Source organism: Aliiruegeria sabulilitoris, from assembly GCF_001558155.1.
GTDB classification, from domain to species: Bacteria; Pseudomonadota; Alphaproteobacteria; order Rhodobacterales; family Rhodobacteraceae; genus Tropicimonas; species Tropicimonas sabulilitoris.
This window is the reverse complement of the sequence record NZ_LOAS01000031.1, coordinates 32,875-58,521: the sequence shown is the minus strand read 5'-3', so window position 1 is coordinate 58,521 and position 25,647 is coordinate 32,875. Positions and strand designations below refer to the sequence as shown.

The 25,647-nt window shown below is 60.5% G+C and carries 24 protein-coding genes; 11 read left to right on the top strand and 13 right to left on the bottom strand.

Annotated elements, in window-relative coordinates; all coding sequences use genetic code 11:
• Positions 1 to 362: 362 nt before the first annotated feature.
• Genes fliP through fliF form a run of 4 tightly spaced genes read right to left on the bottom strand, consistent with a single transcriptional unit; the run spans position 363 to position 3,598 of the window.
• Positions 363 to 1,103, bottom strand: a complete 741-nt coding sequence (gene fliP / locus AX756_RS21310; protein WP_068316845.1) for a flagellar type III secretion system pore protein FliP — start codon at positions 1,101 to 1,103, stop codon at positions 363 to 365.
• 5 nt (positions 1,104 to 1,108) lie between these two features.
• Positions 1,109 to 1,390, bottom strand: coding sequence for a FliM/FliN family flagellar motor switch protein (locus tag AX756_RS21305; RefSeq protein ID WP_068316842.1), 282 nt, complete (start codon positions 1,388 to 1,390; stop codon positions 1,109 to 1,111).
• Positions 1,383 to 1,985, bottom strand: a complete 603-nt coding sequence (locus AX756_RS21300) for a FliH/SctL family protein (RefSeq protein ID WP_068316839.1) — start codon at positions 1,983 to 1,985, stop codon at positions 1,383 to 1,385. Before AX756_RS21300 ends, AX756_RS21305 begins: the two co-directional genes overlap by 8 nt.
• On the bottom strand, positions 1,985 to 3,598 hold the full coding sequence (gene fliF, locus AX756_RS21295; protein ID WP_068316836.1) for a flagellar basal-body MS-ring/collar protein FliF: 1,614 nt from the start codon (positions 3,596 to 3,598) through the stop codon (positions 1,985 to 1,987). The genes AX756_RS21300 and fliF overlap by 1 nt, the downstream gene beginning before the upstream one ends.
• A gap of 273 nt (positions 3,599 to 3,871) precedes the next feature.
• On the opposite strand from fliF, the gene AX756_RS21290 reads away from it, so the two are divergent.
• Complete coding sequence (locus AX756_RS21290) at positions 3,872 to 4,504, top strand: queuosine precursor transporter (RefSeq protein WP_068316833.1); 633 nt, start codon at positions 3,872 to 3,874, stop codon at positions 4,502 to 4,504.
• 305 nt (positions 4,505 to 4,809) lie between these two features.
• Positions 4,810 to 5,232: an alternative ribosome rescue aminoacyl-tRNA hydrolase ArfB gene (gene arfB, locus AX756_RS21285; RefSeq protein ID WP_068316830.1), complete on the top strand. Its 423-nt coding sequence runs from the start codon at positions 4,810 to 4,812 to the stop codon at positions 5,230 to 5,232.
• Positions 5,233 to 5,286: 54 nt separating this feature from the next.
• On the opposite strand, the gene pncB is transcribed toward arfB, so the two are convergent.
• The 8 genes from pncB to AX756_RS21245 all read right to left on the bottom strand — a co-directional run bounded on the left by pncB (position 5,287) and on the right by AX756_RS21245 (position 16,419).
• Entirely contained in the window at positions 5,287 to 6,579 is a 1,293-nt protein-coding gene (gene pncB, locus AX756_RS21280) for a nicotinate phosphoribosyltransferase (protein WP_068316826.1), read from the bottom strand.
• Between the two features lie 69 nt (positions 6,580 to 6,648).
• Positions 6,649 to 8,805, bottom strand: a complete 2,157-nt coding sequence (locus tag AX756_RS21275; RefSeq protein WP_197431105.1) for a hybrid sensor histidine kinase/response regulator — start codon at positions 8,803 to 8,805, stop codon at positions 6,649 to 6,651.
• A 215-nt stretch (positions 8,806 to 9,020) separates the two neighbouring features.
• Positions 9,021 to 9,623 (bottom strand): bifunctional nicotinamidase/pyrazinamidase, encoded by a 603-nt coding sequence (pncA, locus tag AX756_RS21270; protein ID WP_068316820.1) that lies wholly within the window; start codon positions 9,621 to 9,623, stop codon positions 9,021 to 9,023.
• Positions 9,624 to 9,754: 131 nt separating this feature from the next.
• On the bottom strand, positions 9,755 to 11,134 hold the full coding sequence (locus tag AX756_RS21265) for a polysaccharide biosynthesis/export family protein (protein WP_082739251.1): 1,380 nt from the start codon (positions 11,132 to 11,134) through the stop codon (positions 9,755 to 9,757).
• Between the two features lie 28 nt (positions 11,135 to 11,162).
• A complete protein-coding gene (locus tag AX756_RS21260) occupies positions 11,163 to 11,819 on the bottom strand; it encodes a YjbF family lipoprotein (RefSeq protein ID WP_068316817.1) in 657 nt (218 codons plus the stop codon).
• Positions 11,816 to 13,882, bottom strand: coding sequence for a YjbH domain-containing protein (locus AX756_RS21255; RefSeq protein ID WP_068316813.1), 2,067 nt, complete (start codon positions 13,880 to 13,882; stop codon positions 11,816 to 11,818). The genes AX756_RS21260 and AX756_RS21255 overlap by 4 nt, the downstream gene beginning before the upstream one ends.
• A gap of 571 nt (positions 13,883 to 14,453) precedes the next feature.
• Positions 14,454 to 15,149, bottom strand: a complete 696-nt coding sequence (locus tag AX756_RS21250; RefSeq protein ID WP_082739248.1) for a sugar transferase — start codon at positions 15,147 to 15,149, stop codon at positions 14,454 to 14,456.
• A gap of 529 nt (positions 15,150 to 15,678) precedes the next feature.
• The gene (locus tag AX756_RS21245) at positions 15,679 to 16,419 is read right to left on the bottom strand and encodes a metallophosphoesterase (protein ID WP_082739247.1); all 741 of its coding nucleotides are present in this window, start codon (positions 16,417 to 16,419) and stop codon (positions 15,679 to 15,681) included.
• A 357-nt stretch (positions 16,420 to 16,776) separates the two neighbouring features.
• On the opposite strand from AX756_RS21245, the gene napF reads away from it, so the two are divergent.
• From napF to AX756_RS21195, 9 genes are all read left to right on the top strand, one after another.
• A complete protein-coding gene (gene napF, locus AX756_RS21235; protein WP_068316802.1) occupies positions 16,777 to 17,286 on the top strand; it encodes a ferredoxin-type protein NapF in 510 nt (169 codons plus the stop codon).
• Positions 17,283 to 17,564 carry a chaperone NapD gene (locus AX756_RS21230; protein WP_068316799.1) on the top strand — a complete coding sequence of 94 codons (282 nt, stop codon included), beginning with the start codon at positions 17,283 to 17,285 and terminating at the stop codon, positions 17,562 to 17,564. The genes napF and AX756_RS21230 overlap by 4 nt, the downstream gene beginning before the upstream one ends.
• A gap of 15 nt (positions 17,565 to 17,579) precedes the next feature.
• A complete protein-coding gene (napA, locus tag AX756_RS21225) occupies positions 17,580 to 20,072 on the top strand; it encodes a nitrate reductase catalytic subunit NapA (RefSeq protein ID WP_068316796.1) in 2,493 nt (830 codons plus the stop codon).
• A 50-nt stretch (positions 20,073 to 20,122) separates the two neighbouring features.
• Complete coding sequence (gene napG / locus AX756_RS21220; RefSeq protein ID WP_068316794.1) at positions 20,123 to 20,989, top strand: ferredoxin-type protein NapG; 867 nt, start codon at positions 20,123 to 20,125, stop codon at positions 20,987 to 20,989.
• Positions 20,986 to 21,909 (top strand): quinol dehydrogenase ferredoxin subunit NapH, encoded by a 924-nt coding sequence (gene napH, locus AX756_RS21215; RefSeq protein WP_068316791.1) that lies wholly within the window; start codon positions 20,986 to 20,988, stop codon positions 21,907 to 21,909. Before napG ends, napH begins: the two co-directional genes overlap by 4 nt.
• Positions 21,910 to 21,930: 21 nt before the next feature.
• Positions 21,931 to 22,371, top strand: a complete 441-nt coding sequence (locus AX756_RS21210) for a nitrate reductase cytochrome c-type subunit (RefSeq protein ID WP_082739246.1) — start codon at positions 21,931 to 21,933, stop codon at positions 22,369 to 22,371.
• Between the two features lie 25 nt (positions 22,372 to 22,396).
• Positions 22,397 to 23,035 carry a NapC/NirT family cytochrome c gene (locus AX756_RS21205; RefSeq protein WP_068316787.1) on the top strand — a complete coding sequence of 213 codons (639 nt, stop codon included), beginning with the start codon at positions 22,397 to 22,399 and terminating at the stop codon, positions 23,033 to 23,035.
• Between the two features lie 75 nt (positions 23,036 to 23,110).
• Entirely contained in the window at positions 23,111 to 23,368 is a 258-nt protein-coding gene (locus tag AX756_RS21200) for a hypothetical protein (RefSeq protein ID WP_068316784.1), read from the top strand.
• 196 nt (positions 23,369 to 23,564) lie between these two features.
• Complete coding sequence (locus AX756_RS21195) at positions 23,565 to 24,272, top strand: Crp/Fnr family transcriptional regulator (protein ID WP_068316782.1); 708 nt, start codon at positions 23,565 to 23,567, stop codon at positions 24,270 to 24,272.
• A gap of 35 nt (positions 24,273 to 24,307) precedes the next feature.
• On the opposite strand, the gene AX756_RS21190 is transcribed toward AX756_RS21195, so the two are convergent.
• On the bottom strand, positions 24,308 to 25,321 hold the full coding sequence (locus tag AX756_RS21190; protein ID WP_082739245.1) for a LacI family DNA-binding transcriptional regulator: 1,014 nt from the start codon (positions 25,319 to 25,321) through the stop codon (positions 24,308 to 24,310).
• Between the last annotated feature and the right edge of the window lie 326 nt (positions 25,322 to 25,647).

Sequence of the window (25,647 nt, the reverse complement as noted above, 5' to 3'; positions counted from 1 at the left end):
TCCATCCTCAGTTCTGAATGCGTAGGTCCTTGACCAAATCCTACCCCCGAAACCAAGAAAATTTTGACAAATCAAAGATGTATGATGGGCTTTTGCCGATCTAGTTTTTATTGTCGCGCGTTACATCAGCGCAACCTCAACGTTTGTCGGGTCCACTGTACAAACCGTGGCACTGTCCGTCGTCAGCGTTTTTTCGAGAGCGCGAGGCGACTTCGTAACGTGGGGCCCCAGCCCTCGGAACGGCTGAGATCGTCTTTGGAGGACAAGCATATCGGGGACAGGGGCAGAACACACTCGGGCGGAGGTCTGGAACAATGCGTTCCAACGAAAGGATCCCACCATCAATCCGTGGGTTTAAACAGCTAGAAATACCCAGCGACCAGAGACTCAGAGATCAGGGTCCACCCATTCGCGATCGCAAAGAATGCGAGCTTGAAGGGGAGCGAGACAAGCGCGGGCGGAACCATCATCATCCCCATGGACATCAGGATCGCGGCGACGACGAGGTCGATGATCAAGAACGGCAAGAAGATCAGGAAGCCGACCTGAAAGGCGTTAGACATCTCACTGAGCAGAAATGCGGGGACGAGGACCGAGAGCGGCGGGGAGGCGGGATCCAGTTCGATGCCCGAGGCATTGGCCCGAAGATCGGCCATGGATGCCAGCGTTTCCGGGTCGACCCGCGCCATCATGAAAACCTGAAACGGCTCCACGATCCTTGGAAAGGCAGTTTCGGCGGAGAGCTGTTCGTTCATGAGAGGTTGCAGGCCGTTGTGCCACGCCTCCATCAGCACCGGATCCATGATGTAGTAGGTCAGGACAAGCGCAACGGAAATGATGAGCATGTTCGGGGGCGATTGCTGAAGGCCTATCGCCTGCCGAAGGATCGAAAAGACAGTTATGATGAAGGGGAAGCAGGTTGCCATGATCAGCAGCCCGGGGGCGAAGCCGAGCAGGGCGACGATCAAGAATAGCTGGACGCTCAACCCCGTAAGAGAGACGTCGTTGCCGAGGCTCAGAGAGAGATCCTGAGCATGGGCTCCCGCGGTCCCGAGCATGAGCACGGGCAAGGCGAGGAAACTTTGCGGGACGTGCGATCTCATGTGGTTCACTCCAGCGGATTCCCGGCGCCATCCGCAATCTCGGTCAGGCGAACGGCAAGCTGACTACCTTGGGGGCCGTCCTGTTCCACCAGCTCGCCACGGGCGATCAGCCGGTCGCCAATATAGAGTTCGACGGGGTCTTCCACCTTGCGGTCCAAAGGTAGAACAGCGTGACGCTCCAACTTCAGCAAATCGGAGATACGGGGCCGTGCGCGGCCAACGGAAACGGTAACTTCGACCGGAACTTGCGAGAAGGGATGGCCATTCTTGGGGGCGGCATCAGGCATTGAGCATCTCCGGTTGATCGGGTTTTTCGAAGAATTCGGAAACGGCGTCGGAGAGTTCCTGCAACACGGCTTCCAGGTCGATTTTCTGCTCGCTCTCGTTGAAACGAAGATACGCCTGTCCGTCGCCGAGGGTGGATTCCTCCATGACGTTGAGGGGCGGGGTCACCATTTCCTGGAACAGCTCTCTTATTCGCTCGGCATTGTCTGGATTGACGCAGACCTGCACCTCGACATTTGACGCCTCCGAACTGACATCCCGAATGCGGTCAATGAGGGTCTGACCGAGTGAGTGGACAAGCGAGCGGGGAAGTACGCGCTCCACCACGCCCTTCAGGATCTCCTCCATTTCGTTCAGAACGGCGCCTCGCGCTTCGTGATAGGTAAAAGACATGGCTTGGAGGTTTGCAGCCAACTCATCCGAAATCGTCCCCTGCTCCTCGGCATGCGCACGGGCGGCATCGTCCCATCCATCCTTGTAGCCCTGGTCGAATGCCTGCAGGCGTTCGTCTTCGGACAAGCCGCCCGGAAGGGCTTCGGGTGAAGCGGAAACGGAATCTGCGTCGTCAAAGGAGTCCAATACCCATGGACGGCTCATCAGGCTTTCTCCCCGTCATCTTCCATCCAGGTCTTGAGCACCTCGACAGTTTCCTGCTGGCGATCCCGGATCAGTTGCCGCAGCCGTTCCACCGGGTCGTCCTGATCCATGGACAACATGGGCAGGCCGCCTCCACCGGATGGTGCGAACCCCCCGATATCCGGTAGCGACGCCAAATCATCGGCCCCGGAGACTTCTCCTGTCAGGGCGTCCGCGCGTTCGAGCGCCGGCGTTCCTCCGGCTTGCGGCGGGGGCGAGAGTTCCAGCATTTGCGGCGCGCCTCTCTGAGTCAGGATCGGGCGGACCACGAACAGGCCGAGCACCAGTGCCACAATCGCCAGGATCGCCACCTGGGCGAGAGACAATATGTCGAGCTGACTCATTGAGCCGGCGGTCGGAGCACTTCCCGACACCGCGAGTGGCTGGAACTCAAAAGAGCGGATCGTGATCTGGTCTCCCCGACTCTCGTCAAAACCGACAGCCGCTTCGATCAGTTGCCTGAGATCGCTCAATTCCTCTTCCGACCGCGGTGCGGTGACTTCGGCGCCGGTTCCGTCAATGCTCGTCTCGGCGTTGACCATGACCGCAACCGAGAGCCGCTTGACCGCTCCGGGAACCCGTACGATTTCGCGCTGGGTTTCCGACACCTCGAAATTGACACGCTCCCGTGTCTCGTTGTCCTGGCTGGATTGATCGCTTCCCCCGGAGCCGGCCTCGCCGTCAGGCAGGTTGCTGGCCACAGTGACCGCGCCGCCTGTTGCGCCCTGAGAAGTCGAATTGCGCTCCTCCGTTTCGGTGCTGATCGCAACACGGCCTTCCGGATCGAAGCGGCGCTCGATAACGGACTCGCGCTCGGTAACGGCTTCCAGACTGAGTTCGACGACGGCATTGCCCGGGCCGACCCGCGCTTCGAGCAACCGTTCTACATTGCGCTTGAGTGCTGCTGCCCGCTTGTCGACATTCACCGCAGCCGAGACCTCTCCGCCGACCACAAGGCCACTTTCACCATCGATGACGGATACCTGTTCTGGTTTCAGGCCGGGAACGGCGGAGGCCACCAGAAACCGCAAGGCGCGTGCATTCGCCTCTGTCAGCGCAGCGCTGGCCGGGGTCACCACGACGGAAGCAGTGGCGCCTTGATTCCTCCGAAACCCGCTGGAGGGGGGAGTCGAAATATGGACGCGCGCGCCCTTGATCTGGGGGCTTGTCACGATAGTCCGGGCGAGTTCCCCTTCCTTGGCCCGCCAATAGGCGGCGTCGAACATCTGTGAAGTGGTTCCAAACCCGGACAGGTTGTCCAGCAACTCATACCCGGCAGCGCCATTGCTCGGCAGACCCTGGCCGGCAAGAATCATCCGAAGTTCATCGCGGCGGGTCACATCGACATAGATCGAGTTGCCCCGAACCTCGAAAACGACCCCTTGTTGCTCCAGGGCCGCGACCACATCGCCGGCCGCATGTTGCTCCAGACCGGAATAGAGCAGTTCGAGCCGTTTCGCCGAAACCATCTGCGAAAGCACCAGGACGGCTGCGAACATCGCAAGTGTCGCAGCGATCACGATAACTTTGCGACGTATGTCCAGACCTGACCAAACACCGAGTACATTCTGCACGCAACACCCTCCATGCGGTGGACCCTTTTGGGCCTCGGGCCAAATCTCGGGGATCCTGTTTAAGATCTGACTAATGCGGACAGGAAGTTTCGGGGTCCCGATACGGTCGGAGAGCAAAACCTGCCCGGGATCCTCGCTCTGCGAAATGGATTGCGATTTGTCTCGTATGTGGATAATTGGGCGGCTTGCACGCCATGGTAGCGCTCAATGGGCCATGGTTTCATATTTCTGACAGCGCCAAAGAGCTGACCGAGTGAAAGAGGACAGGGGACTATGACGCGCAAATTCCTTCCCGGCATCCTGGCAATGGCCGGTGTCGTTGTGGCTTCGAACATTCTTGTTCAGCATCTGCTCGGCCAATGGCTGACCTGGGGAGCGCTGACCTATCCCTTTGCCTTCCTGGTGACCGACCTGATGAATCGAATCTACGGCGTGGGTCCTGCACGGCGCGTTGTTCTGATCGGTTTCGTCGTCGGGATCGCCTGTTCGCTGATCGGCAGCCAGATTCACGGCGAATTCGGTCCTCTTGTGACTCTGCGGGTCGCCGTCGGCTCTGGGACCGCCTTCCTGGTTGCGCAACTCGTTGATATCTCGGTGTTCAACCGCCTCAGGGAGGGCCGCTGGTGGCGCGCTCCGCTCGCATCGACGCTGGTGGGCTCGTCCCTCGATACCGTGATCTTCTTTTCGATCGCGTTTTCGGCGGCGCTCAACGGCATGGAGCCGGGAAATATGCCAGTCTGGGCGCAGGATAACCTCCCGGTTCTTGGCATGGGTCCGGTCGCGCCTCTGTGGGTCTCGCTGGCGTTCGCCGATTGGATGGTGAAGCTGTCCCTTGCGCTGGTCGCGCTGATTCCCTTCCGCATGATCGTTCGGCGGCTCCTCGCCACCCCATCGGAAATTCATTGACTAGTAGGGGATCTGTGTCACTCTGATCGCAACTGAAACAAGCGGAAGGAGGTGATCCAGTGTCGAGAGTCATGCTGGAGAGGGGTTTCGTTGATATCGGGGCGGCTCGCTATTAGGCAGGCCAATGGTCTTGGCCCCCTGACGAACTTATGGGTTCATGAAACCTGACCTCCATGATAGCTCGGAGGGCCGTTCCAGATAGGAGCGGCCCTTTCCATTTGTTCGCCAGTTGGAGTTACCCGGAAAATTGGCTAGTCAGTTCTGAAGGCAACCGCCGTGAAATGCGAAACGGCAGGGAAGACGGCATGTTACGGGTAAATGACGAGATCACGATTGATGAATGGGAATTGACCGAGCAGTTCCGCCGTGCCTCCGGACCCGGCGGGCAGAATGTGAACAAGGTTTCCACCGCCGTCGATCTGCGCTTTGAAGCGGCGCGGAGCCCGAACCTGCCGGAGGCCGTGAAGAACAGGTTGAAACGGCTCGCGGGGCAGAGATGGACGGCTGATGGCGCCGTCCTGATCCGTGTGGAGGACACTCGCAGCCAGGCGCGGAACCGGGAACTGGCGCGCGAAAGGCTGGTGGAACTGATCCGGAAGGCCACGAAAGCGCCCAAGCGGCGCATCGCCACCCGCCCTACGCTTGCCTCCAAGAGGCGTCGGCTTGAAGGCAAGGTGAAGCGCGGCGAGGTCAAATCGCTTCGCGGCCGTGTGGCGGAAGACGACTGACGCGATAGCGGTTCATGCGTTGAATCAGGTTGCCTATTGCTCAGCCCTGGCCGCTCACACGATCACTTCCATGGGTTCCTGCTCGCCGACACCGAAGACCCGTTTGTATCGTGCCACTTCCTCCGCAGGACCCATTGACTTGTTTGGATTGTCAGACAGTTTGACCGTTGGGTGCCCATTCGCGGCGACCGCCTTGCACACGAGGGAGAAGGGGCGGAGCGCGTCTCCGGGAACGAGTCCCTGGAAATCATTCGTCAGCAGCGTCCCCCACCCGAAGCTCACCCGGGTGCGGGCGTTGAAACGTTCGTACAGTTCGAGAATCCTGTCGACGTCGAGACCGTCGGAAAAGATCACCAGCTTGCGCTTGGGATCTTCGCCGCGGGATTTCCACCATTTAATCGCGGTTTCGGCGCCCTTGACGGGATCCCCGCTATCGATGCGGATGCCTGTCCAGCCAGCCAGCCAGTCCGGAGCATGTTCCAGAAACCCTTCGGTCCCGTAGGTGTCGGGCAGGATGATCCGCAGGTTGCCGTCATGCTCCTCGTGCCAGTCTTCGAGAACGCGATAGGGGGCTTTCGCCAGCGCTTCGTCGTCTTCGGCCAGAGCGGCATAGACCATGGGAAGCTCATGGGCATTCGTGCCGATAGCCTCGGCCTCCCGCCGCATGGCGATCAGGCAATTCGACGTCCCGACAAAGGTGTCGCCCAGCCCTTCGATCAGGGCCTGGACGCACCAGTCCTGCCAGAGGAAGGAATGGCGACGGCGTGTTCCGAAATCGGCGATTCGCAGGCCGGGAACCTTGCGCAGGCGCTTCACTTTTTCCCAGAGCTTGGTCATGGCCTGCGCATAGAGCACCTGAAGCTCGAATTTCTCCATCCTGTTCAGCACGGCCCGGCCGCGCAATTCCATCAGGATCGTGAGAGCGGGGATTTCCCAGAGCATGACTTCCGGCCAGGAGCCTTCGAATGTCAGCTCATATTGGCCGTCCCGTTTCTCCAGCTGGTATTCGGGCAGGCGCATTTGCTCGAACCATTCCATGAAATCCGACCGGAACATCTGTCGTTTGCCATAGAAGGTATTGCCGCGCAGCCACGTGCTCTCGCCCCGTGTCAGCGAGAGAGAGCGTGCATAGTCGAGATGTTCCCGCAGCTCGCCCTCGTCGATCAGTTCCGCCAGGCGGATATTTTTCGACCGGTTGATGAGCGAAAACCGAACCTGTGCGTCCGGTTTGTTTCGAAACACCGACTGGCACATCAGAAGCTTGTAGAAATCGGTATCGATCATGGAGCGCACGATCGGGTCGATCTTCCACTTATGGTTCCAGACGCGTGTCGCGATATCGACCATGAGCCGACCCCTTCTTTTGCGGTAAGGCGCACGCTATCGGGAGCGATGCCGGAAGAAAAGAGGCCGCGGTCAGGCGGTCAGGCTGTCGCGGTGGCTTTGGAACGGGTCCCTTTCGACTGCAAGGGCAGATGTGATCGAATTCAGGAGATCTCGTTTTCGGAAGGGTTTGGTGATTATTCCGTCCATCCCCGATGCGATGCAGAGGTCCCTGTCTTCCGGGAACGCATTGGCTGTCAACGCAATGATCGGCACCGGAATTCCACCACAATTATTTTCGGCTAGGCGCATCAGGCCCGTTGCGGCCAGGCCGTCCAGAATTGGCATGTGCAGGTCCATCAGAACGATGTCTGGCGCATGCTCCGTGAACAGGTCGAGAGCCTCCCGGCCATTTTCTGTGAAAAGCAGGCTTGCGCCGGTTCCGGCCAGCATTCGTTCCAGAAGCATGGTGTTCGTGCGATTGTCTTCCGCGACAAGGATGCACACGCCGGAAAGGTCCACTGTCTCCTGGGGAAGCTCGGAGATGTTCGCGGTGGCGGGCGCAATCTCGGCATCCAACTCACCGACCGGCAGGCTGAGCGACACGAAAAACACGGTGCCCGTGCCGGGAGCCGAGGCAACCGAAATCTCTCCACCCATTGCCCTGACGAGCAAGCGGGAGATTGCCAGCCCAAGGCCGGTCCCGCCAAAGCGACCGGCAATTTTCGAGTCGGCCTGCACGAAGCTCTCGAAAATCCGGTCGAGCTTCGACGTTTCGATGCCGACCCCTGTGTCGCGCACCAACAAAAGCAGGTCGCAGGCTCCGTCTTCCAGCCTTACGGACACCTCCAACTCGACGCTTCCTACTTCGGTGAACTTGATCGCGTTCCCAAGCAGGTTGAGCAAGACTTGGGACATCCTGCGTTCATCGCCGATTACCTGTTGTGGGAGGCTCGATGGCAGCACGATCTTCAATCGCAGACCTTTTGCATCGGCCAGAGGCTGAACGAGATCGATTGCGGTCTGAAAACACTTGCCGGGGGAGAACGGGTCTGCATTCACCTCCAGCCGGCCCTCTTCCAGGCGAGAGAAATCCAGGATCTCGTTGATGATCGACAGCAGGGAATCGCCCGAGGAACTGATCGTGCGCACCAGCGTTTCCTGTTGTTTGTCCAGATCCGTCTCCAGGAGCAGTTCCGTCGTACCTATAACCCCGGTCATCGGCGTGCGGATCTCGTGACTCATGGTGGCCAGGAAGTTGCGCCGCGCCCGAACGGAGTCTTCTGCGACGCGACGCGCCTCGGCAAGTGCCTGCTCGCGCTCCTTTGCTTCGCCGATATCCCGCTCGATGCTGACGACATTCACCAGGTTCCCTTGCTCGTCGAACAGGGGGCTCATGTTCACATCTACCCAGATCGGATGCCCATCCCGATGATGGTTGATGATTTCAATCCGGAACGGTTTCATCTCGTCTCGTGCCTTGTTCAACCTCTCTGCAGAGGCCGTATCCGTCTGTGGACCGTTCAGGAAGGTAATGTTCCGACCCACTGCCTCGGCGTAGGAATAGCCGGTGATCCGAGTAAAAGCCCTGTTTACCCAGGTGATGACGCCGTTTTGGTCGGTCACGATGACGCTGTCGCTGGCATGTTCTGCAACGAGTGCCAGCCGCCGTGTCGTCTGCCGGGATTGCTCGAGGGCCGCGTTCGTATGCGCCAGTTCCCGGGCGTTTTCCAGCGTAAGCATGCGAGAATTGCTGCTGCGTTCCTGGGTCTTGAAGACGTGGCGGACGATCAACCAGCAGACATAGAGAAGAAAGCCGATACTCAAGGCTTCGTACACCAGGGACGGATCCGAACTGTCGTTTCGAAGCCACTCCTGAAGGGTGATCGTGGAGGCACAGCCAAAATATACGATGATCCGGATGATCGAGGCTCCGCGATGGGCTGCAAATACCAGCGCGGCGTCGAGAATTCCCGCGAAACAGGCCGCCCCGGCCAGAACCCGCGTATCGCCGTCGCCCAGCGTGAACATGAGCGCGATCGCAAAGGCGTTCGCGCCAGCTTGAAGGCCCGCGGTCAGGGTCGTCAATCCCAGTGCAAACGGAAGTTTTTTCCCGATTGTGCTGCGCCTGGCAAATCGGCTCAGGACATAACAGTCGAGTGCCTCACCTGACACCGAGGCAACTGCCGCCAGAGCGGCCAGATGCAGGCCGCCGAGGTGGTACATTACCGGGAAGAGGACAAGTACCATTGCCTGTCTTGTCCGGAAAGACTTCGAGCGGCCCCGGCAATATGACAGGAACCGGCCTTCTGTTGCTCGGCTGGCCCGGAAACGTTCCAGAGCCTCGTCCGCTTCCTTCATGCTGGGGTCCATGCCCGCTCCGATCGACTGGTAGAGAACCTTGTTGGTCGGCTCGTCGGAATAGAAAGCAAAAAAGGCTTCTGGAAAGGTTAACGTTCAATAAGTCACGATCCGAAAAGGGTAACGCCAGCGGCTTTCATACCCTTGCACGCCGTCGCCAGCGAGCCGTCGAGGTCGATTGCGCGACAGGCGGAGAGGTCGACCTGAACGGCAAACCCGAGCCGCGCTGCGTCAATAGCGGAGTAATTCACACAGAAATCCGTCGCCAGACCGACGAGCACGAGCGACTCGACGCCCCGGGAGCGAAGGTAGCCCTCCAGGCCCGTGGGAGTGGTCCGGTCATTCTCGAAAAAGGCGGAATAGCTGTCGATCTCGCGCCGGAATCCCTTTCGGAGGATCAGATCGGCCGGATCGGTCAGCAGTTCCGCATGGAACGCCGCGCCATCGCTTCCCTGGATGCAATGGTCGGGCCAGAGCACCTGCTGTCCATAGGGCATCTCCGTCAGCTCGAACGGGTTCTTCCCGGCGTGTTGAGAGGCAAAGGAGCTGTGACCGGCGGGGTGCCAGTCCTGTGTGAAGACGCGCACCGGGAAGTCCGGCAGCTTGGCGTTGATTGCGGGAAGGATCTCGTCGCCACCTGGAACGGCAAGCGCACCCCCTGGACAGAAATCGTTTTGAACATCAATGACGATCAGGGCTTGGGTCATGGGCCACCTCCTGAACACTGGCTAGGCATGCGGGACGCCGGGGTCAATGGAGGGGAGTCTGTTGCCAGTCCGGCCGTGATTCGTGGCTTCGCTGGGCAACTCGAGAAGATGCCCAGCGAAGGTGTTGTGGCTTAGAAGCGCGCGAGAGCGTTGATGGTCGAGTTCAGCAGGCCCGGCGTGATCTGGGAGATGATCCGGTTCCACTGCGTGATCACCTGCTCGGACACGAAGATAACGTCGTCGGGGCGAAGTTCGAAACGTGTGGCGAGAGTGAAAGAAGCCGCGTTCTTGGCATCGAGTTGCCAAGCCGTCACCGCTCCGAATTCACGGGGGTCCTGCGAGGATCGCAGAACATAGATCTTCCGGATATTGGCAGTAATGGTCGGGATGCCGGCGTCGGAATAGATAGCGTCGGCGAGACTTGCACGCTGGTTATAGGGAAGCACGAAACGGCGCTGTTTCGTAACTTCGCCCGTCAGATAGACGTAGTCCCGATCGACCGCGTCGAAATCCAGGCGGTCCTTGAAATTGTTGCGCGCCTCGTTGAGTTCGGCCCGCCGCAACTGGATCTCGGTTTCAAGCTCGTCCACAGCATCCCTGCGTGTCGAGAGCTTGGTCGAGGTCAGTTGGATTTGTTCCTGGAAATAGGCCTGGGCTCGGGCAAGATCGAACTCGGTATCGACAAAGATCGAATCCCCATCCGTCAGGCGAATGCGTTGCAGGCTGCGCCTTGAATACAATTCGTTCAACGGGATCTGGTAAAGTTCTCCGTCCCGATAGATGCGGACAGAAATATAGCCGTAATCACGTTCGCTTGCGGTCACACCGCCGGACTGGGACAGGGCTTCTTCCAGGTAGAGCGGCTGAATCGTCACCGGGAGCACGGTCGGGCTGCGCACCGCGCCGCCAATCGAGATCCGCTGCGAGTTGAAACCGGCCACTTCAAGGCTGAACGCGGGCTCGATCTGATTCTGCACCAACGCCTGGAAGACCTGCTCGTTTGCTTCCTCGATGGTGCTGCCGGCGATCGGAATACGGCCGACATCCGGGATTGAGATCCCGCCATCGTCCTGCACGACATATTCCTGGCGGCGGTTCTGTGCGGCCAGAAGGCCGGAGAGTTCTTCTACCGAGTTGCCGCCTGAAGGCGTTGCCAAGACGACAACATCGCCCACGCCAATTCGGTAGGGGCGGCTCGGAAGCTCTGGCGGCACGCGCATGGTCAGGGCGGCCGGTCGGTCTTCAGGCTCGACGGCTGGATCGGGCAGATTGCCAAAGCCCCTCAGCCCGCTGCCACCTCCGGCGGTCTGCGAAAAGATCGCCGGCAACGTGTCGGGCCGGAAGGATGAGCGATTGGCGGCAATCGTCGATTCGGCGGTGATCTTGACGACCCGCACCTTCGCGCCGCTGGCTGAGCCGGAACTCACCTGTGGTGAGTTATAGACGACGCCACACGCCGTCAGGAGCAGTGCTGTCCCGAGAACCAGGGCCGTAAGTTTCAATTTCTTCATCTTCAACACTCTTTCTCGTTCCGCAGCCCTATGGCAGTGGGTAGTTCAGGCGCAGATATCCGATCTTCGGGCCGAGCCATTGCCGGGATTGCACCATGCGCCCAGATCCGTCCAGCCAATAGCTATTGGTGAAGGATTGGGTTGGGTTGTTACAGGCCTCATCCGTCCGGCTGACCTGACGAACGCTACCGTTCAGGGTGATCTGGTCCGGCAAGCTTGCCGAGTATTCACATTGATAGGCCCGAATGAACATCTGTTCGTCGCCATCGGCCAAGCGATGAACGCGGCTGGCGATGGCGGGGCGAGGGGCCGTCAGCCATTCAGAAGGCAGTGTCGTTTCGACCGATACCACGTCCGGCGTCAGGGCGGTCGTGCCGATGATCACACCTTCACGCAGTGTCAGCGTATCACCGCTTCCAGCGCGCCAGATTTCGTGACCGTTGCGGCTGGAAACGAGATTCAGCGCTTCGGTGACGCCACGATCCTCGATGAGCGCTGTCATCACCGAGGCGGGGGCGACGGGCGTGACGTCTTCGAGCACAATTACGACGTCGTCTTCCAGCAGCACCACTTCGTCGGTCGCCGATCCGGATCCGGAGTTCTGTCCGAGTTTGCCGAGTTGGTCGCAGCCAGAAATCGCCGTTGCCGTGATCAGGAGAAGAATGGCGGATGTGTGTCTCTTCATCGCCAGTACCTCGACCAGCGGTTTCGGAGTTCTGGGTCGTGGAAGTCCCGGACGTTCTCGTAAAGCCGGTTGCGAACAGAGAGGCGCGCCCCACCGTCCCGCAAGATCGGGCGGATGACCTGTGTGAAGCCGCGTCGGGACGGTACGCCGCCCAGCCAGGAGAACGGAACCTCGAAGAAGAACCCCTTGTCGAAGGAGCCTTCGCCGAAATCCTCGTAGCTGACATCGGTCTGGGTGGCGAAGGCCCCGACCCGGACACCATTGGCGAACTCCCGCGACAGGGTGAATGTGGCGCCGTAATCGCCTGCCAGGTATCGTCCGGCATCTACCTGCCCAAAATATCCCTTTCCGAGATCGTAATAGGCGGACAGATGGCCCGTCACGACATCGTAATCCTGAAAGCCGAAGCCACCGTCGAAATCGCGTTGCACCGCGTAGTTGATTTCCCCGCCGAGGGCGAGGGGGCCGTCGACCGGCTTCCAGAGCAGTTCGGCGGAAGCGCCGCCATACATTCGTTCCAGGATGCCGACCGTGCCCCGCGCATAGAGGTTCTCGCCGGGGCGGAAGAAATACTCGGCTGTCAGGTGGCTGAGGTAGGAGCTGCTGTTGACGTCATAGAGTGCGAGGTCGGAGCGCACATGCGGCAGGACTGAATCCGACATCCGGGTGACAGTGTCCCTGTCGCCCAAGAGTTTCTGTCGGTACACGCCAGATAAGACAAGGCCCGGCAGCGGGCGGTAGCTGCCACCGATATCCAGGCCGATATCCGCGCGCACCGGCTGGTCGGGGTCGAAGAAGCTCGGGGCGAAATAGGGCCGGATGAAGCCACTGAACTGGGGATAGGAATCGCTGATGAAAGAGGCGAAGCTCAGTTCCTCCGCATCATTTACCTCTGCGCGCACGTAGGATTTCCAGACGCGGTCCGGATCGAATTCAAGTTCTTCCAGATCGTTTCGCGAGATCCGTATCGTCGATGTCGGCATGCCGAAAACCAACGGCTTCAGAACGAATGTATCGACCTCGCTGGGAATGATGGCCGCCAGGATCCGCGAGGCGCGTCCGAGCGCCTGTGGCTGGGCGTCAAAGCCGTTGTTGGTGAAGGCGACATGCACCTCGTCGCCGACGATCTCCATCCCTTCAAGGCGCAGCTTTTCCTTCTTGAACGCCTCCGAGACGGTTTCCTTCAAGGCCACCGGATCGCTCGCCCTCAGCTGTTCGGAGGGTAGGCCCCATGCGGCCAAGTCCACCGTTCCGCCCGCGCGGGGCGAGATCGGCGGTGGCGCAACTTCGCGTCCTCCCCTGAAGGGCGGTGCTTTCGGATTGGTCGTGAAAGAAGCGTTGATGCCGATCTTGGAGCCGTAGAGGGAATAGAGGCCGATATCGATCCCCGGGCGCGGGCTGTAATTCAGGCCGAAATTGATCGGGGTAGCGCGATCGAAGCCCACCGCTTCCACTTCCTGATCATAGGCGTCGGATGAGTATTCGATCAGCGCGGTCCACTTGTCGTTTATCGCCCATTCCGCGCTGCCGAACAACGCTGCCGGACCGCGGAACCACTCGCTCGCGCTGAATGTACCACCTTCTCCGAAATCTGTTTCGGGCCGGGTTTCGAACCGGCTGTCGATGAAGGAGAGGGGGTTCTTGAAACTACCATAAGATCCCAACCGGCCCCAGCCGACGCCTGCCGACAGCTTGAAACGGTCCTGGATGTTCTTCGTGGCGACAATATATTCCGATGCGAAAACACCGGTACCTACGAGGTCGTTGATTCCGACTACGACAGATGGCGTCCATTGCTTTTCTTCAAGGAGGCGAAGGGCGACGCCGAAGGAACGGTCGTAATACGCCCCACCGTAGAACTCCCTTTCGTTTTCGAAAAGGTCTTTCGCGGCGGTGTACTGGTAGCTGACATACAACCACGGGGTGAACTGGAAGCCGAGCGTCGTGCGCAATCGGTCCGGGTACATCGACACCGTGAAGGTCGCTTCGCCATCGGGCAACATCTCGGCGCTTGGGGTGTCGATCACGCCGGGCATGCCATAAAAAGATAGCCCCGACTTCATTGCACGCTGTTCAGCAACCGTCCGTTCCTGCGCGACAGTCACTCCACTGTACAGAACGCAAATCCCGACAGCGACGCTCGCGACTTTCGGAAACACGCTCATCCGGGCAGCCTTTTGGTGGCCGCCGAAGCGGAATAGATTTCCAGCACTGTCCATCCCCAGGTTCCGGACCTGCAGCTTTGGTCCGTTGGCATTTGTCTCGTTCACAGTTTCTTATCCCGACAAGCCCGCTTCGGGCAATTGTTCGCTTCAGGAAAGGCGCGTCCTGTTGCCGCCCTGCTCATCAAGTGCCTGTTTTGTTCTCGCAGATTGGCAAGTTTTTGCGGGCAATGGCCATCTGAAGGGGGCTAAGCGCACGTAGGCGCGGGATTGGGGGAATGTGGCTGGCTCTGGACGATTCGGTATTGGCGATTCGGCCTGATGAACTGTACCCGGATGCAGCCCGATGCAGGCGTCGGGCGGGGGCATTTCATGTCGTCGGAAACGGAGAAAAAGTTTGCGGGGCATCCGAATCATACAAGCAGGGAGCCCCGCAAAGGCTCCCCCAATCCTTCCAGACCTGTCCCGTTGTCTAGCGGCTGCCGAACCCGGTCAGCATGACCTGCAAGGTTCTGACGACGATGAACACGTCCATCCGTGCGCTGCGGTGACGTACATAGAAACGATCGTAACGCGCCTTCTTGCGCGTGGAATCCTCGCAGGCCGCATAGCCCTGGATAACCTGCGCCAAGCCGGTAATGCCGGGTTTCACCTCGAAACGTTCGGCGTATCCGAAGACGGATTTCACATAGACGTCCGCTTGGTCCTTGGCGTCCGGGCGCGGTCCGATGACGTTCATGTCCCCGATGGCGACATTGATGAAATTGGGCAGTTCGTCGACGCGGAACTTCCGAAGAATGGCGCCCAGCCTCGTGATGCGTGCCTGGTTGGCCTCGATCGATGTCGTCAGACCTTCCTGCGGGACATCCGTCATGGTGCGGAACTTGTAGATACGGAACACCCGGCCGTCGCGTCCAACACGATTCTGGTAGAACATCAGCGGGCCTGGGTTGAAACGCGGGTTGAGTACCAGAAGAACCAGAGCCGCCCCGATGAGGCTTGGCAGCGCGAGCAACGCAAAGATCCAGTTGAGCATCGTGACCCAGAGGCCACGAGAAATGGAGGCGCCGGAGGTTTTCGCGCCGGATCGACCAATGTCCGTACTTGATGATTGCAGCTCACCCGCCAAACCGCGGGGCGGGTTTAAAGTATCCATAATGTTGCTCATCGCCAAAGCTTCCCAAAAATCCCAAAAAAAGGGTTGTAGGCCGACCGCCCGATATGAACGCTCAGATTGTCATCAAAACTCCGACAATTCCGTACTTTCAAGCCGATGGGGCAGCAGGTCTCGCGAAGGGGGTTGTCTTAAAATTTAGAGATTCTGTCAACTGGGGCGGCAGATGCTTGCAGGGGCGCCAGGCCCGGGGGAAAGGCGAGTTTCCTAGGCGCCCGTGCCTGCGGTCTCTTCCCTGTAGAAACTTGGGTTTGAAACAATTTTTCATAAAAATCAACGTATTAACGTAAGGGTAGTTTGGAGCGGGGTGGTTGCTGTGAGGATTGCGAGGGCAAGCTACGGTCGGTGTTTGTGGCGTTAACTAAGATTTCATAAATGTGATGGATGGCGGTGAGCCGCCTGTCTGTTGGGGTCAGTGCACAAGAAATAGGCGAAACTTGCCTTGCGCCGGCTCGCATGTCTCGCGCGCGTAGTGCCGTGGAGGGCGTTCCGAAAACAGCGACTTCAGTGAAGCCCCTTTCGCCTATTTTTGTGGCGCATAGGAGAATTCTATCTGTCCGTCGGGCGAGATGCGCGCAAGCGTCAGAAGGTTCGTGGCATATGCCCCCGTGTCGATCGAAATGACGCCGTTGCGGATCGTGGGGGTATCCATGATCGTATGGCCATGCGCGACCCACTGCCCGTCGGGCCGGGGCGTTTTGACGAACTCCGGGTGCCCCCACAGGGCAACCCGTTCCTGCTGCAGGGAAATCGGAAGCATGGGGTCAAGCCCGGCATGGGCAATCGTCAGGTTATTGCTGGTCCAGACATGGGGAAGGTTTTCCAGCCAGTCGAGCAGGCCCGGTGTGAGGCGCTCGCGGATGGCGGATGCGATGTCCTCGAGTGCTTCCGGGCTGGAGGTCTCGGTGATCCCGCCGAGGTCGAAACTGGCGACAGTCTGTAATCCGCCATGGCGCAGCCAGCTCCGCCCCCTGTTCGGATCAGAAAGGAACTTGAGGAACATTTCCTCATGATTTCCTTTGAGGCAGATCCATTCGCCATTCCGGCAGCCTTCGAAGATAATCTCCAGCGTCTCGTATGATTGCATTCCGCGGTCGACGAGGTCTCCGACGAATACCCGGGTCGCGCCGTCTTCAACCGGGGGCAGGGCCCGCAGCAGATGTGCGGTGCCGTGAACGTCACCAACGATTTCGACGACTGTTTCCGGCTGCACCGGCTTGAATTCGACTGGGGGCTGCCGTTTTCGGAAAAGTCTGGACAGCATATTGTTGGCCTTGCGTAGTCATTTGCATTCCCCTTGTAGCCCTGCGCGCCTGCACATTCCAGCAGATCCCGGTTCCGTCCGTCACCGTGAGCGGGGCGGGATTTGGGCACTTCGACGGATAGCGTTGGTTAGCTGAGCCGAGTTGTCGGAAATTGCCGCGATGGCTGTGATTGCATTGCGAAATCTCGGAGTCGGGTCGCGTCCGGGGAGATTGTGAAACCTTCCAATGTCAATGTTGGTGCGACAACTTGACCTGCAAGTCGGGCGCGGAGACGGAGATAGGCTTGACGATAGTCAAATACGAGTCAGCCTCGTCACTTTATTGAGCAATTTGCAAACAACCATTGCGGGCAGCCAATGGCCACCAGGACGAACCGCCGGAACTTTTTCCGCGCGAAATTTCACATCGCAGACGTGCCGCGCCCGCCGGGAGCGGTAGAGGTCAGCCGTTTTTCCGGCCTGTGCAACGGCTGTGGAGACTGCCTGGATGCCTGCCCGGAGGGGATCATCGTCAAGGATGAGCAAGGGTTCGCCGCACTCGATCTGAAAGCCGGTGCCTGTAGCTTCTGTGGCGACTGTATCCAGGCCTGTCGGACCGGTGCGCTCACCGAGCAGGCGCGCGCCGATTGGAACTGGGTGGCCCGCGTCCAAAGTGGCTGTTTGTCGCTCAATGCCGTGGCCTGCCGGACCTGTCAGGATTTCTGTGACGAGGCGGCCATCCGCTTCCGGCTGGAGCCGGGCGGGCGGGCGCGGCCCTTGATCGACGAAGACGCCTGTAGCGGATGCGGAGCCTGCGCGGCCGCCTGTCCGGCGGGCGCGATAGAATTTGCGCGAATGGAAACGAACGAACTGGAGGCGACAGCATGAATATCTGCGGATGCCTGGTCCATGCCGCGCCGGGAACGGCTGAGGGCGTCGAGAACGCCGCCAAAGCTATGAACGGCGTCGAGGTCCATGCCCGAACCGAAGACGACAGGTTGATCGTCGTGGTCGAGGATACCGAGGAGAAACAGGCCGCGGAGGTGATCATGGACATGCACCAGATCCCCGGCGTCCTGTCCCTGGCGCTCACCTATCATCATTTCGAGGACCCGCAGGGCGACGAAGACGCGCCGCAGCCGGTCGCCACCCCCTGCACCATCTGAACCGGAGCCAAGCCAATGACCATGTCAGAATCTCGCCGGACTTTCCTGAAATCCTCCGCAGCGGTGGCGACGGCTTCCGCCGCAGGCATAACGCTTCCCGATGCGCCCGCATTGGCCCAGGTCGGCACGCCCGACATTCGATGGGACAAGGCCGCCTGCCGCTATTGCGGCACGGGCTGCTCGGTTCTGGTCGGCACCAAGGAAGGGCGCGTCGTTGCCACCCAGGGCGATCCGGACGCGCCGGTGAACCGCGGCCTGAACTGCATCAAGGGCTATTTCCTGTCCAAGATCATGTATGGCACGGACCGTCTGACGACGCCGATGCTGCGCAAGTCGAACGGCGCCTTCGACAAGAATGGCGAGTTCGAGCCGGTCAGCTGGGACGAGGCTTTCGACGTGATGGCCGAGAAATGGAAGGCCGCGCTCAAGGAGAAGGGCGGCGCGGGCGTGTCGATCTTCGGCTCCGGCCAGTGGACGGTCTGGGAAGGCTACGCCGCGGCGAAATTCATGAAGGCCGGCCTGCGCTCGAACAATATCGACCCGAACGCACGCCATTGCATGGCCTCGGCCGTCGTGGGCTTTATCCGCACCTTCGGCATCGACGAGCCCATGGGCTGCTATGACGACCTGGAACATGCCGACACTTTCGTGCTCTGGGGCTCCAACATGGCCGAGATGCACCCGATCCTTTGGTCGCGCTTGACCGATACGCGCCTGACCAAGCCGGGCTGTGAGGTCCACGTGCTCTCCACCTTCGAGCACCGCTCCTTCGAGCTGGCGGACAACGGCATCATCTTCAAGCCGCAGACGGACCTGGCGATCCTGAACTACATCGCGAACTACATCATCTCGAACGACATGGTGAACAAGGAGTTCGTCGAGAGGAACGTCAACATCACGAAGACCGACACCGATATCGGCTATGGTCTGCGTGACGAGCACGCGCAGCAGCAAGCAGCGGAAAACCCGAATTCCGGCAAGCTGACTCCGATCAGTTTCGAGGAATATGCTGAGGCGGTCTCCGAATACACGGCCGAATATGTCTCCGAGCTTTCGGGCGTTCCAGTGGCGCAACTTGAGCAACTGGCCAAACAATATGCCGACCCGAACCGCAAGGTCATGTCGCTCTGGACGATGGGCTTCAACCAGCACACCCGTGGCTCCTGGGTGAACTCGCTGATGTACAACGTGCACCTGCTCGTGGGGAAAATCTCCGAGCCGGGCAACTCGCCCTTCTCGCTCACCGGCCAGCCCTCCGCCTGTGGCACCGCGCGCGAGGTCGGCACGTTTGCTCACCGTCTCCCCGCAGACATGGTCGTGGCGAACGACGCGCATCGCGAGATCTGCGAAACCGCCTGGAATGTGCCCGCCGGCACCATCCCGCCCAAGCCTGGCTTCCATGCGGTGTTGATGCACCGGATGCTCAAGGACGGCGTTCTCAACTGCCACTGGGTACAGTGCAACAACAACATGCAGGCCGCGCCCAACATGAATGAGGAAGGCTATCCGGGCTATCGCAACCCGGACAATTTCATCACCGTGTCGGACCCGTACCCGACCGTCACCGCGCTCGCGGCGGACCTGATCCTGCCCACCGCCATGTGGGTGGAGAAGGAAGGCGCCTATGGCAATGCCGAGCGCCGCACCCAGTTCTGGCGCCAGCAGGTCAAGGCGCCGGGTGACGCGAAGTCCGATGTCTGGCAGGTGATGGAATTCTCCAAGCGCTTCACGGTCGAGGAGGCCTGGGGCGAAGAGCTTCTGGCGCTGAAACCCGAGCTGCGCGGCAAGACACTCTACGAGGTCCTGTTCGAGAATGGCGAGGTGAACAAGTACCCGCTCTCCGAGACCGCCGAAGGTTTCGACAACGATGAATCCGATCATTTTGGCTACTACGTCCAGAAGGGACTGTTCGAGGAATATGCAGGCTTTGGCCGTGGCCACGCCCACGATCTCGCCCCGTTCGACGTGTACCATCAGGCGCGGGGCCTGCGCTGGCCGGTCGTCGATGGCAAGGAGACTCTCTATCGCTTCCGCGAGGGCTATGACCCATATGTCAAGGAAGGCGAGGGCGTGAAGTTCTACGGCAAGCCCGATGGCAAGGCCAATATCATCTTCGCCCCCTACGAGCCCGCCGCCGAGGAGCCGGACGAGGAGTTCAACCTCTGGCTCTGCACCGGTCGCGTTCTGGAACACTGGCATTCTGGCTCGATGACCCGCCGGGTGCCGGAGTTGCATCGCTCCTTCCCGTCCGCCGTGGTCTACATGAACCCGAAGGATGCGCAGGAGCGTGGCTTGCGGCGCGGGCAGGAGATCGTCATCTCCACCCGTCGCGGCGAGGTCAATTCGCGGCTGGAGACCCGTGGGCGCAACAAGGTGCCCGAGGGCCTCGTCTTCATGCCGTGGTTCGACGAGGGCCAACTCACCAACAAGCTGACGCTGGACGCGACCTGCCCGCTCTCGAAAGAGACGGACTACAAGAAATGCGCCTGCAAGGTCGAACGGGCCTGAGGAAACGCATTCAGGAAACGCGCGCTCACACCGGGTAACAGGACAAGAGCATGGCCACCGCTGGACAGCACAAGCACATCGATCGCCGTCGGTTCATGACCGACAGCGCGCGCATGGCTGCGGGCTGCGCGGTGGCCGGCTCGCTTCTGGCCTATATGACGCGCGATGCGAAAGCGCTTCCCGATCAGGCTATTCGGCCTCCCGGGGCGCTCGGCGAGGACGCCTTCCTCGCCGCTTGTATCCGCTGCGGGCTTTGCGTGCGGGATTGTCCCTACGACACCCTGGTTCTGGCCGATCTCGGCCAGGACGGCCCGGCGACGGGCACGCCCTATTTCACCGCGCGGGATGTGCCCTGCGAGATGTGCGACGACATCCCTTGCGTCCTCGCCTGCCCAACGGGCGCGCTGGACAAGGGACTGACCAATATCGAACACGCCCAGATGGGCACTGCGGTGCTGGTCGATCAGGAGAACTGCCTGAACTATCTCGGGCTGCGCTGCGATGTCTGCTACCGCGTCTGTCCGATGATCGACGAGGCGATAACGCTCGACCTGATCCATAACGAACGCTCCGGCCACCACGCGATCTTTGCGCCTATCGTGCATGCCGATGCCTGCACCGGCTGCGGGATCTGCGAGAAGAAATGTGTCCTGCCCGAACCCGCGATCAAGGTCCTGCCCGTGCGGCTCGCACGCGGCGCGCCGGGCGAGCACTACCGGCTCGGCTGGGAGGAGAAGGACGCCAAGGGCGCCCCGGTCGTCGAAGGCATCATCGACCTTCCCGACCGTCTGCCCGGACCGGGAACGGACAACCTCGCCGCGCCGGGAGGATATATCGAAGGGCTCGTGGACGGGCTGCCTTCCACGCCCGAAGGCGGCTTCGAGCCGGTCTTCAAGCTGCCGGAGGTGACGAAATGAGCACCAAGGGCAAGGTCCACCTTCCGGTCGGACAGGAAGCGGTGGAGGTGAAGGGCTGGTTCGGGGCGCATAAATATCTCGTGCTGCGCCGCATCAGCCAGGCGTTCTTCCTGTTCCTGTTCCTCATGGGGCCGTGGTTCGGCATCTGGTGGGTTAAGGGGAACCTCGCCGGTTCGATGACCTTCAACTTCCTGCCGCTGAACGATCCGCTGATCCTCGGACAGATGATGGCCGCCGGCCACTGGCCCGAGACGACCGCGCTCATCGGCGGGCTGATCGTTCTGGTGGTCTACGCTCTGATCGGCGGGCGCATCTATTGTTCCTGGGTCTGCCCGATCAACCCGGTGACCGACGGCGCCCATTGGCTGCATGACAAGCTGAAGCTCCAGAAGGGGTGGCAGCCGAAACGTTCCGCCCGCTACTGGATCCTCGCCACCGTGCTGATTGTCTCGGCGCTGACCGGCACCATCGCATGGGAGGTCGTGAACCCGGTCACCATGGTGCATCGCGGCCTTGTCTTCGGTATGGGCTTCGTCTGGGCCATGGTCGCGGCGATCTTCGTCTTCGACCTGATCGTGGCGCGTCGCGGCTGGTGCGGCCATGTCTGCCCGGTCGGCGCCTTCTACAGCCTTGTCGGCACGAAGAGCATTTTGCGGATCAGCGCGGTGAAGCGCGATGCCTGCGACGACTGCATGGATTGCTACGCGGTCTGCCCGGAAAACCAGGTCATCTCCCCCGCGCTGAAAGGCAAGGGCGACGCGACGCCCCTGATCCTCTCGCCCGACTGCACCAATTGCGGGCGGTGCATTGATGTCTGCGCGATGGACGTCTTCAAATTTACCAACCGCTTCGACACCCATGTCGAGGCCCCGTCTGATGCGGTGTCCGTCCCGGAACCGCCGAACAGAAATGCAGCGTGAACCGATGAACGGAGAGCAACCATGAGACAGCCGGTCCTTGCAGGCATTCTTGCCGCCGCAACCACCCTGACCCTGGCCGGGATCGGCCTGGCCCAATCCGCGGGCGGGCTGTCCTCGCTGCGCGGCGCGGGCATCGACGAGCCGGTCGTTCTTGATCAGGTGTTCCAACAGGATACGCAGCGCTTCAACCGCGAATACCGCCAACAGCCGCCGCTGATCCCGCATTCGGTCGAGCAATACCAGATGGACCTGAAGGTCAACCAGTGTCTTGGTTGCCATGACTGGTCCAATGCCGGCGATCGCGGCGCACCGACGCTGTCGATGACCCATTATCTCGACCGTGACGGCGTGGAGATGGATCACGTGGCCGGAACGCGCTGGTTCTGCAACCAGTGCCACGTGCCGCAGGTGAATGCTCCGGCGCTCGTCGACAACGCGTTCGTGCCTTCGGTCGCGCGCTGAACCCGGATCGGGAAGGAAACGAGCCATGGCAAATAACGACTCGAACGAAAAGCGGCCCGGCTTCATTCGCCGCATCTGGAACGGATTCTGGAGCCCGAGCGGTGTGCTCAGCCTCGGTTTCCTGCTGATCGCGGGGTTCCTTGGCGGGGTGATGGCCTGGGGCGGGTTCCACTGGGCGTTGGAAGAAACCAACACCGAAGAGTTCTGCATCAGTTGTCACTCGATGACCAAGAACTGGGACGAATACACCGATACGATCCACTACAACAACCATTCCGGCGTGCGCGCGACCTGCCCGGATTGCCACGTGCCGCATGAGTGGCAGTACAAGGTCAAGGCCAAGATCATGGCCAGCAAGGATCTCTATCACGAGATCATCGGCACGATCGATACCGATGAGAAATACGAGGATCATCGCCTCAAGATGGCCACGGCGGTCTGGACCAAGATGAAGAAGACCGACTCGCGCGAATGCCGCAATTGCCACAGCTTCGAGTATATGGACTTCACGATCCAGGAGACCCGCGCCGCTGCGGATCACCAAAAGGCGCTGGACGAAGGCAAGACCTGCATCGACTGCCACCAGGGCATCGCGCATGGCCTGCCTACCGGGTATCTGGAGAGATACGAGACAGTCGCCGAGGGGCTCGAAGCCGCGAAGTAGGGCGTAATGACAGCTGATGGCGCCCCCGCGCGGGGCGCCTGTCGCCAATAAACGGAAATCGAGAGGGAGTGGACAATGCTGGACATCCTCGGAACCATTGCCGGAAACATCCTGAGCCTGCCCGGGATCCTCGGCCTCGCCCTGGGCATGATGACCCGGAACCTGCTTGTGGCCGCCATACTGGGTGGCGTGGTCGGCGTTGCCGAGACCTATATTTTCTCGGGGTTCGACTTCGCCAGGGTCGAGCCATTGGACCTGGCCATCGCCATTGGTGTTGGTGTTATTGCCGGTTGCGTTGGCCGGGCGATCCGAGTCAGGGGCGCGACTGTCTGACCGACGCATCGGCGTGCTCCACATGTCAAACCGCTCCGTTCCGGAGCGGTTTTTCTCGCAGCATCCGAAAGTGCAGGTGGCGTCGAACACGACACGGCGCGTTCACTGGAAAAATCATCGGATCCATGCCACGACACAACCTTGCGAATAGTGAATCGGCGACGTCCTCGGTGCCGATGTGTGCAAGGACAGGTGGATGCCCGAAGATACCCGGAAGAAGATCGCGCGTAACTCGCTACTGTTGAAGAGTCTTCCGGAAGACGTTGCCAGCCGGCTTCTGGAGCGGTCGATCTGGCGCAAATACGATCGCGGCCAGAACCTGTTTCTGCAAGGGGAGGCCGCGCAGTCGATCCACATCGTGGTCGCTGGCTGGGTGAAGCTCTTTCGCATGTCCCAGGCTGGTGGCGAGACGGTCGTCCATGTGTTCTCCAGGGGCGAGAGTTTCGGTGAGGCTGTTGCCTTTCGCGGTGGCAATTACCCCGTTTCGGCCGAGGCCGTCATGGAAAGCGAAACCCTGGAGGTTCCAACGGCCGCGCTGCTGGAGATGATGCGGAACAATCCCGAGACAGCCGAGTCCATCCTGGCGTCTGCTTTCGTGCATCTGCATGCGCTTGTGACGCAGCTTGAGCAGCTCAAGGCCGAGACGGGTGCGGAGCGGACGGCGAAGTTTCTGCTCGAGTTTTGCGATCCTGATGCCCGCAGTGCTATCGTGACGCTTCCCTATGACAAGGGGTTGATCGCGGGGCGGCTTGGCATGAAGCCCGAGAGCTTGTCGCGTGCCTTCACGCGCCTGCGCTCGGTCGGTGTGCGTGTCTCCGGAAACCTTGCCGCGATCGATGACGTCGCGGTGCTTCGGGACTACACTGGGTCCGATCCGACCGCGAAGCGGGTGAAATCACGCTAACCTCTGTTCGGGATCCGGCATCGACCGCATTTGCCCTATCGCGGGAACCCGGGCGTAATGTCGATCCGGGTCGGCAACTCGATCATCCTGTCGACCCGGTTGCTGCGCTGGTCCGCCGCTTCGAGAATAAGCTGTGCTGCCTTGAGCCCGATCTCGTGGCGCGGTGTATGCGTGGTGGCAATTTGCGCGGGGAGGGCCTGCACAAGATCGAGGCCATTGAAACCCGTCAGCAGAATCTGCTCCGGAACCGGAATTCCGGCATCCATGCAGTGGAACAGCCCCCCAACGGCGATGTCGTCATTGGAATAATAGAGGCAGTCGATATCGTCATGTCGTGACAGGAACTCGACTGTCAGTTTGCGTCCGGCGACAACCGACGAAGGCTGTTCTGAGACCAGTGTCCCGACGAGCGAAACGCCGGCAGCGGCCAGCGCCGCCTCGAACCCCGCCCGGCGCTTCGTGGCGCGCGTGTCTCCCGCCAGGTCACAGCCGATATAGCCGATGCGGCGCCGACCCTGCGCAATGAGCGCCCGCGCCATGGCCGTGCCGGCTTCCGTCTGGGCGATGCCTACGCAGCCATCGGTGGGCGTGCCATCGACATCCATGATCTGGACCACCGGCAACCCGGCATGTTCCAGAAGCTGCCGGGTCGGTTCCGGCTGGTCGAGACCGGTCACGATCAACCCGGCTGGCCGCCAGGAGAGCATGCCCCGGATCGTTTCGGCCTCGCGGTCGATGTTGTAGTCCGTAACGCCAATGACGGGTTGGAACCCGCTGTCCGAAAGCGCCTCGGTGATCCCTGCAAGGACTTCGGCAAAGACGATATTGGACGCGCTCGGGACCACCACGCCAACGAGGTTCGTGCGCTGGTTCGAAAGCGACATGGCTATGGGATTGCCAATGTAGCCGATCTCGCGGGCGGCCTGCTGAACCTTCTCGATATTCGCGCGCGACACGTCGCCGGCGTTCCGCAACGCCCTCGAAGCGGTCATCTTGGACACGCCCGCCGCCCTTGCGACATCTGCCAGTGTCAGTCTTTTCCCAGCCATGTCTGTCGTGTTTTCGCCTTATGCCGGATCGCGCGGGCAGGGCCATCGCGACACTCTTTCCTGACAGATAGTTGAATCTTGACAGTCGGTCCAGCGCCAAGATATCGGTACCGGTATCGATACCAGCTTGCAATGTGGGAGCGCTGTCCGGAGGTCGGAAATGATGAGCATTCGGGACCTGGGACGCGCGCATGGCCAAGGGCGACTACACGCCCCATTCCGCTCCCGGCCTTTTCGTAGAGGATCCGAGCGCGGTGATTGCGGAGGCCGGCGTCATGTTGCTGGGCGTTGAAGACTGATTGACCGAGCCGGACCGGTTAACTTCC

What these genes read in the sequence shown, in the direction of transcription:
- fliP (WP_068316845.1), bottom strand. Translation starts at nt 1,103, where the DNA reads ATGAGATCGCACGTCCCGCAAAGTTTCCTCGCCTTGCCCGTGCTCATG.
- AX756_RS21305 (WP_068316842.1), bottom strand. Translation starts at nt 1,390, where the DNA reads ATGCCTGATGCCGCCCCCAAGAATGGCCATCCCTTCTCGCAAGTTCCG.
- AX756_RS21300 (WP_068316839.1), bottom strand. Translation starts at nt 1,985, where the DNA reads ATGAGCCGTCCATGGGTATTGGACTCCTTTGACGACGCAGATTCCGTT.
- AX756_RS21290 (WP_068316833.1), top strand. Translation starts at nt 3,872, where the DNA reads ATGACGCGCAAATTCCTTCCCGGCATCCTGGCAATGGCCGGTGTCGTT.
- arfB (WP_068316830.1), top strand. Translation starts at nt 4,810, where the DNA reads ATGTTACGGGTAAATGACGAGATCACGATTGATGAATGGGAATTGACC.
- pncB (WP_068316826.1), bottom strand. Translation starts at nt 6,579, where the DNA reads ATGGTCGATATCGCGACACGCGTCTGGAACCATAAGTGGAAGATCGAC.
- AX756_RS21275 (WP_197431105.1), bottom strand. Translation starts at nt 8,805, where the DNA reads ATGGTACTTGTCCTCTTCCCGGTAATGTACCACCTCGGCGGCCTGCAT.
- pncA (WP_068316820.1), bottom strand. Translation starts at nt 9,623, where the DNA reads ATGACCCAAGCCCTGATCGTCATTGATGTTCAAAACGATTTCTGTCCA.
- AX756_RS21265 (WP_082739251.1), bottom strand. Translation starts at nt 11,134, where the DNA reads ATGAAGAAATTGAAACTTACGGCCCTGGTTCTCGGGACAGCACTGCTC.
- AX756_RS21260 (WP_068316817.1), bottom strand. Translation starts at nt 11,819, where the DNA reads ATGAAGAGACACACATCCGCCATTCTTCTCCTGATCACGGCAACGGCG.
- AX756_RS21255 (WP_068316813.1), bottom strand. Translation starts at nt 13,882, where the DNA reads ATGAAGTCGGGGCTATCTTTTTATGGCATGCCCGGCGTGATCGACACC.
- AX756_RS21250 (WP_082739248.1), bottom strand. Translation starts at nt 15,149, where the DNA reads ATGAGCAACATTATGGATACTTTAAACCCGCCCCGCGGTTTGGCGGGT.
- AX756_RS21245 (WP_082739247.1), bottom strand. Translation starts at nt 16,419, where the DNA reads ATGCTGTCCAGACTTTTCCGAAAACGGCAGCCCCCAGTCGAATTCAAG.
- napF (WP_068316802.1), top strand. Translation starts at nt 16,777, where the DNA reads ATGGCCACCAGGACGAACCGCCGGAACTTTTTCCGCGCGAAATTTCAC.
- AX756_RS21230 (WP_068316799.1), top strand. Translation starts at nt 17,283, where the DNA reads ATGAATATCTGCGGATGCCTGGTCCATGCCGCGCCGGGAACGGCTGAG.
- napA (WP_068316796.1), top strand. Translation starts at nt 17,580, where the DNA reads ATGACCATGTCAGAATCTCGCCGGACTTTCCTGAAATCCTCCGCAGCG.
- napG (WP_068316794.1), top strand. Translation starts at nt 20,123, where the DNA reads ATGGCCACCGCTGGACAGCACAAGCACATCGATCGCCGTCGGTTCATG.
- napH (WP_068316791.1), top strand. Translation starts at nt 20,986, where the DNA reads ATGAGCACCAAGGGCAAGGTCCACCTTCCGGTCGGACAGGAAGCGGTG.
- AX756_RS21210 (WP_082739246.1), top strand. Translation starts at nt 21,931, where the DNA reads ATGAGACAGCCGGTCCTTGCAGGCATTCTTGCCGCCGCAACCACCCTG.
- AX756_RS21205 (WP_068316787.1), top strand. Translation starts at nt 22,397, where the DNA reads ATGGCAAATAACGACTCGAACGAAAAGCGGCCCGGCTTCATTCGCCGC.
- AX756_RS21200 (WP_068316784.1), top strand. Translation starts at nt 23,111, where the DNA reads ATGCTGGACATCCTCGGAACCATTGCCGGAAACATCCTGAGCCTGCCC.
- AX756_RS21195 (WP_068316782.1), top strand. Translation starts at nt 23,565, where the DNA reads ATGCCCGAAGATACCCGGAAGAAGATCGCGCGTAACTCGCTACTGTTG.
- AX756_RS21190 (WP_082739245.1), bottom strand. Translation starts at nt 25,321, where the DNA reads ATGGCTGGGAAAAGACTGACACTGGCAGATGTCGCAAGGGCGGCGGGC.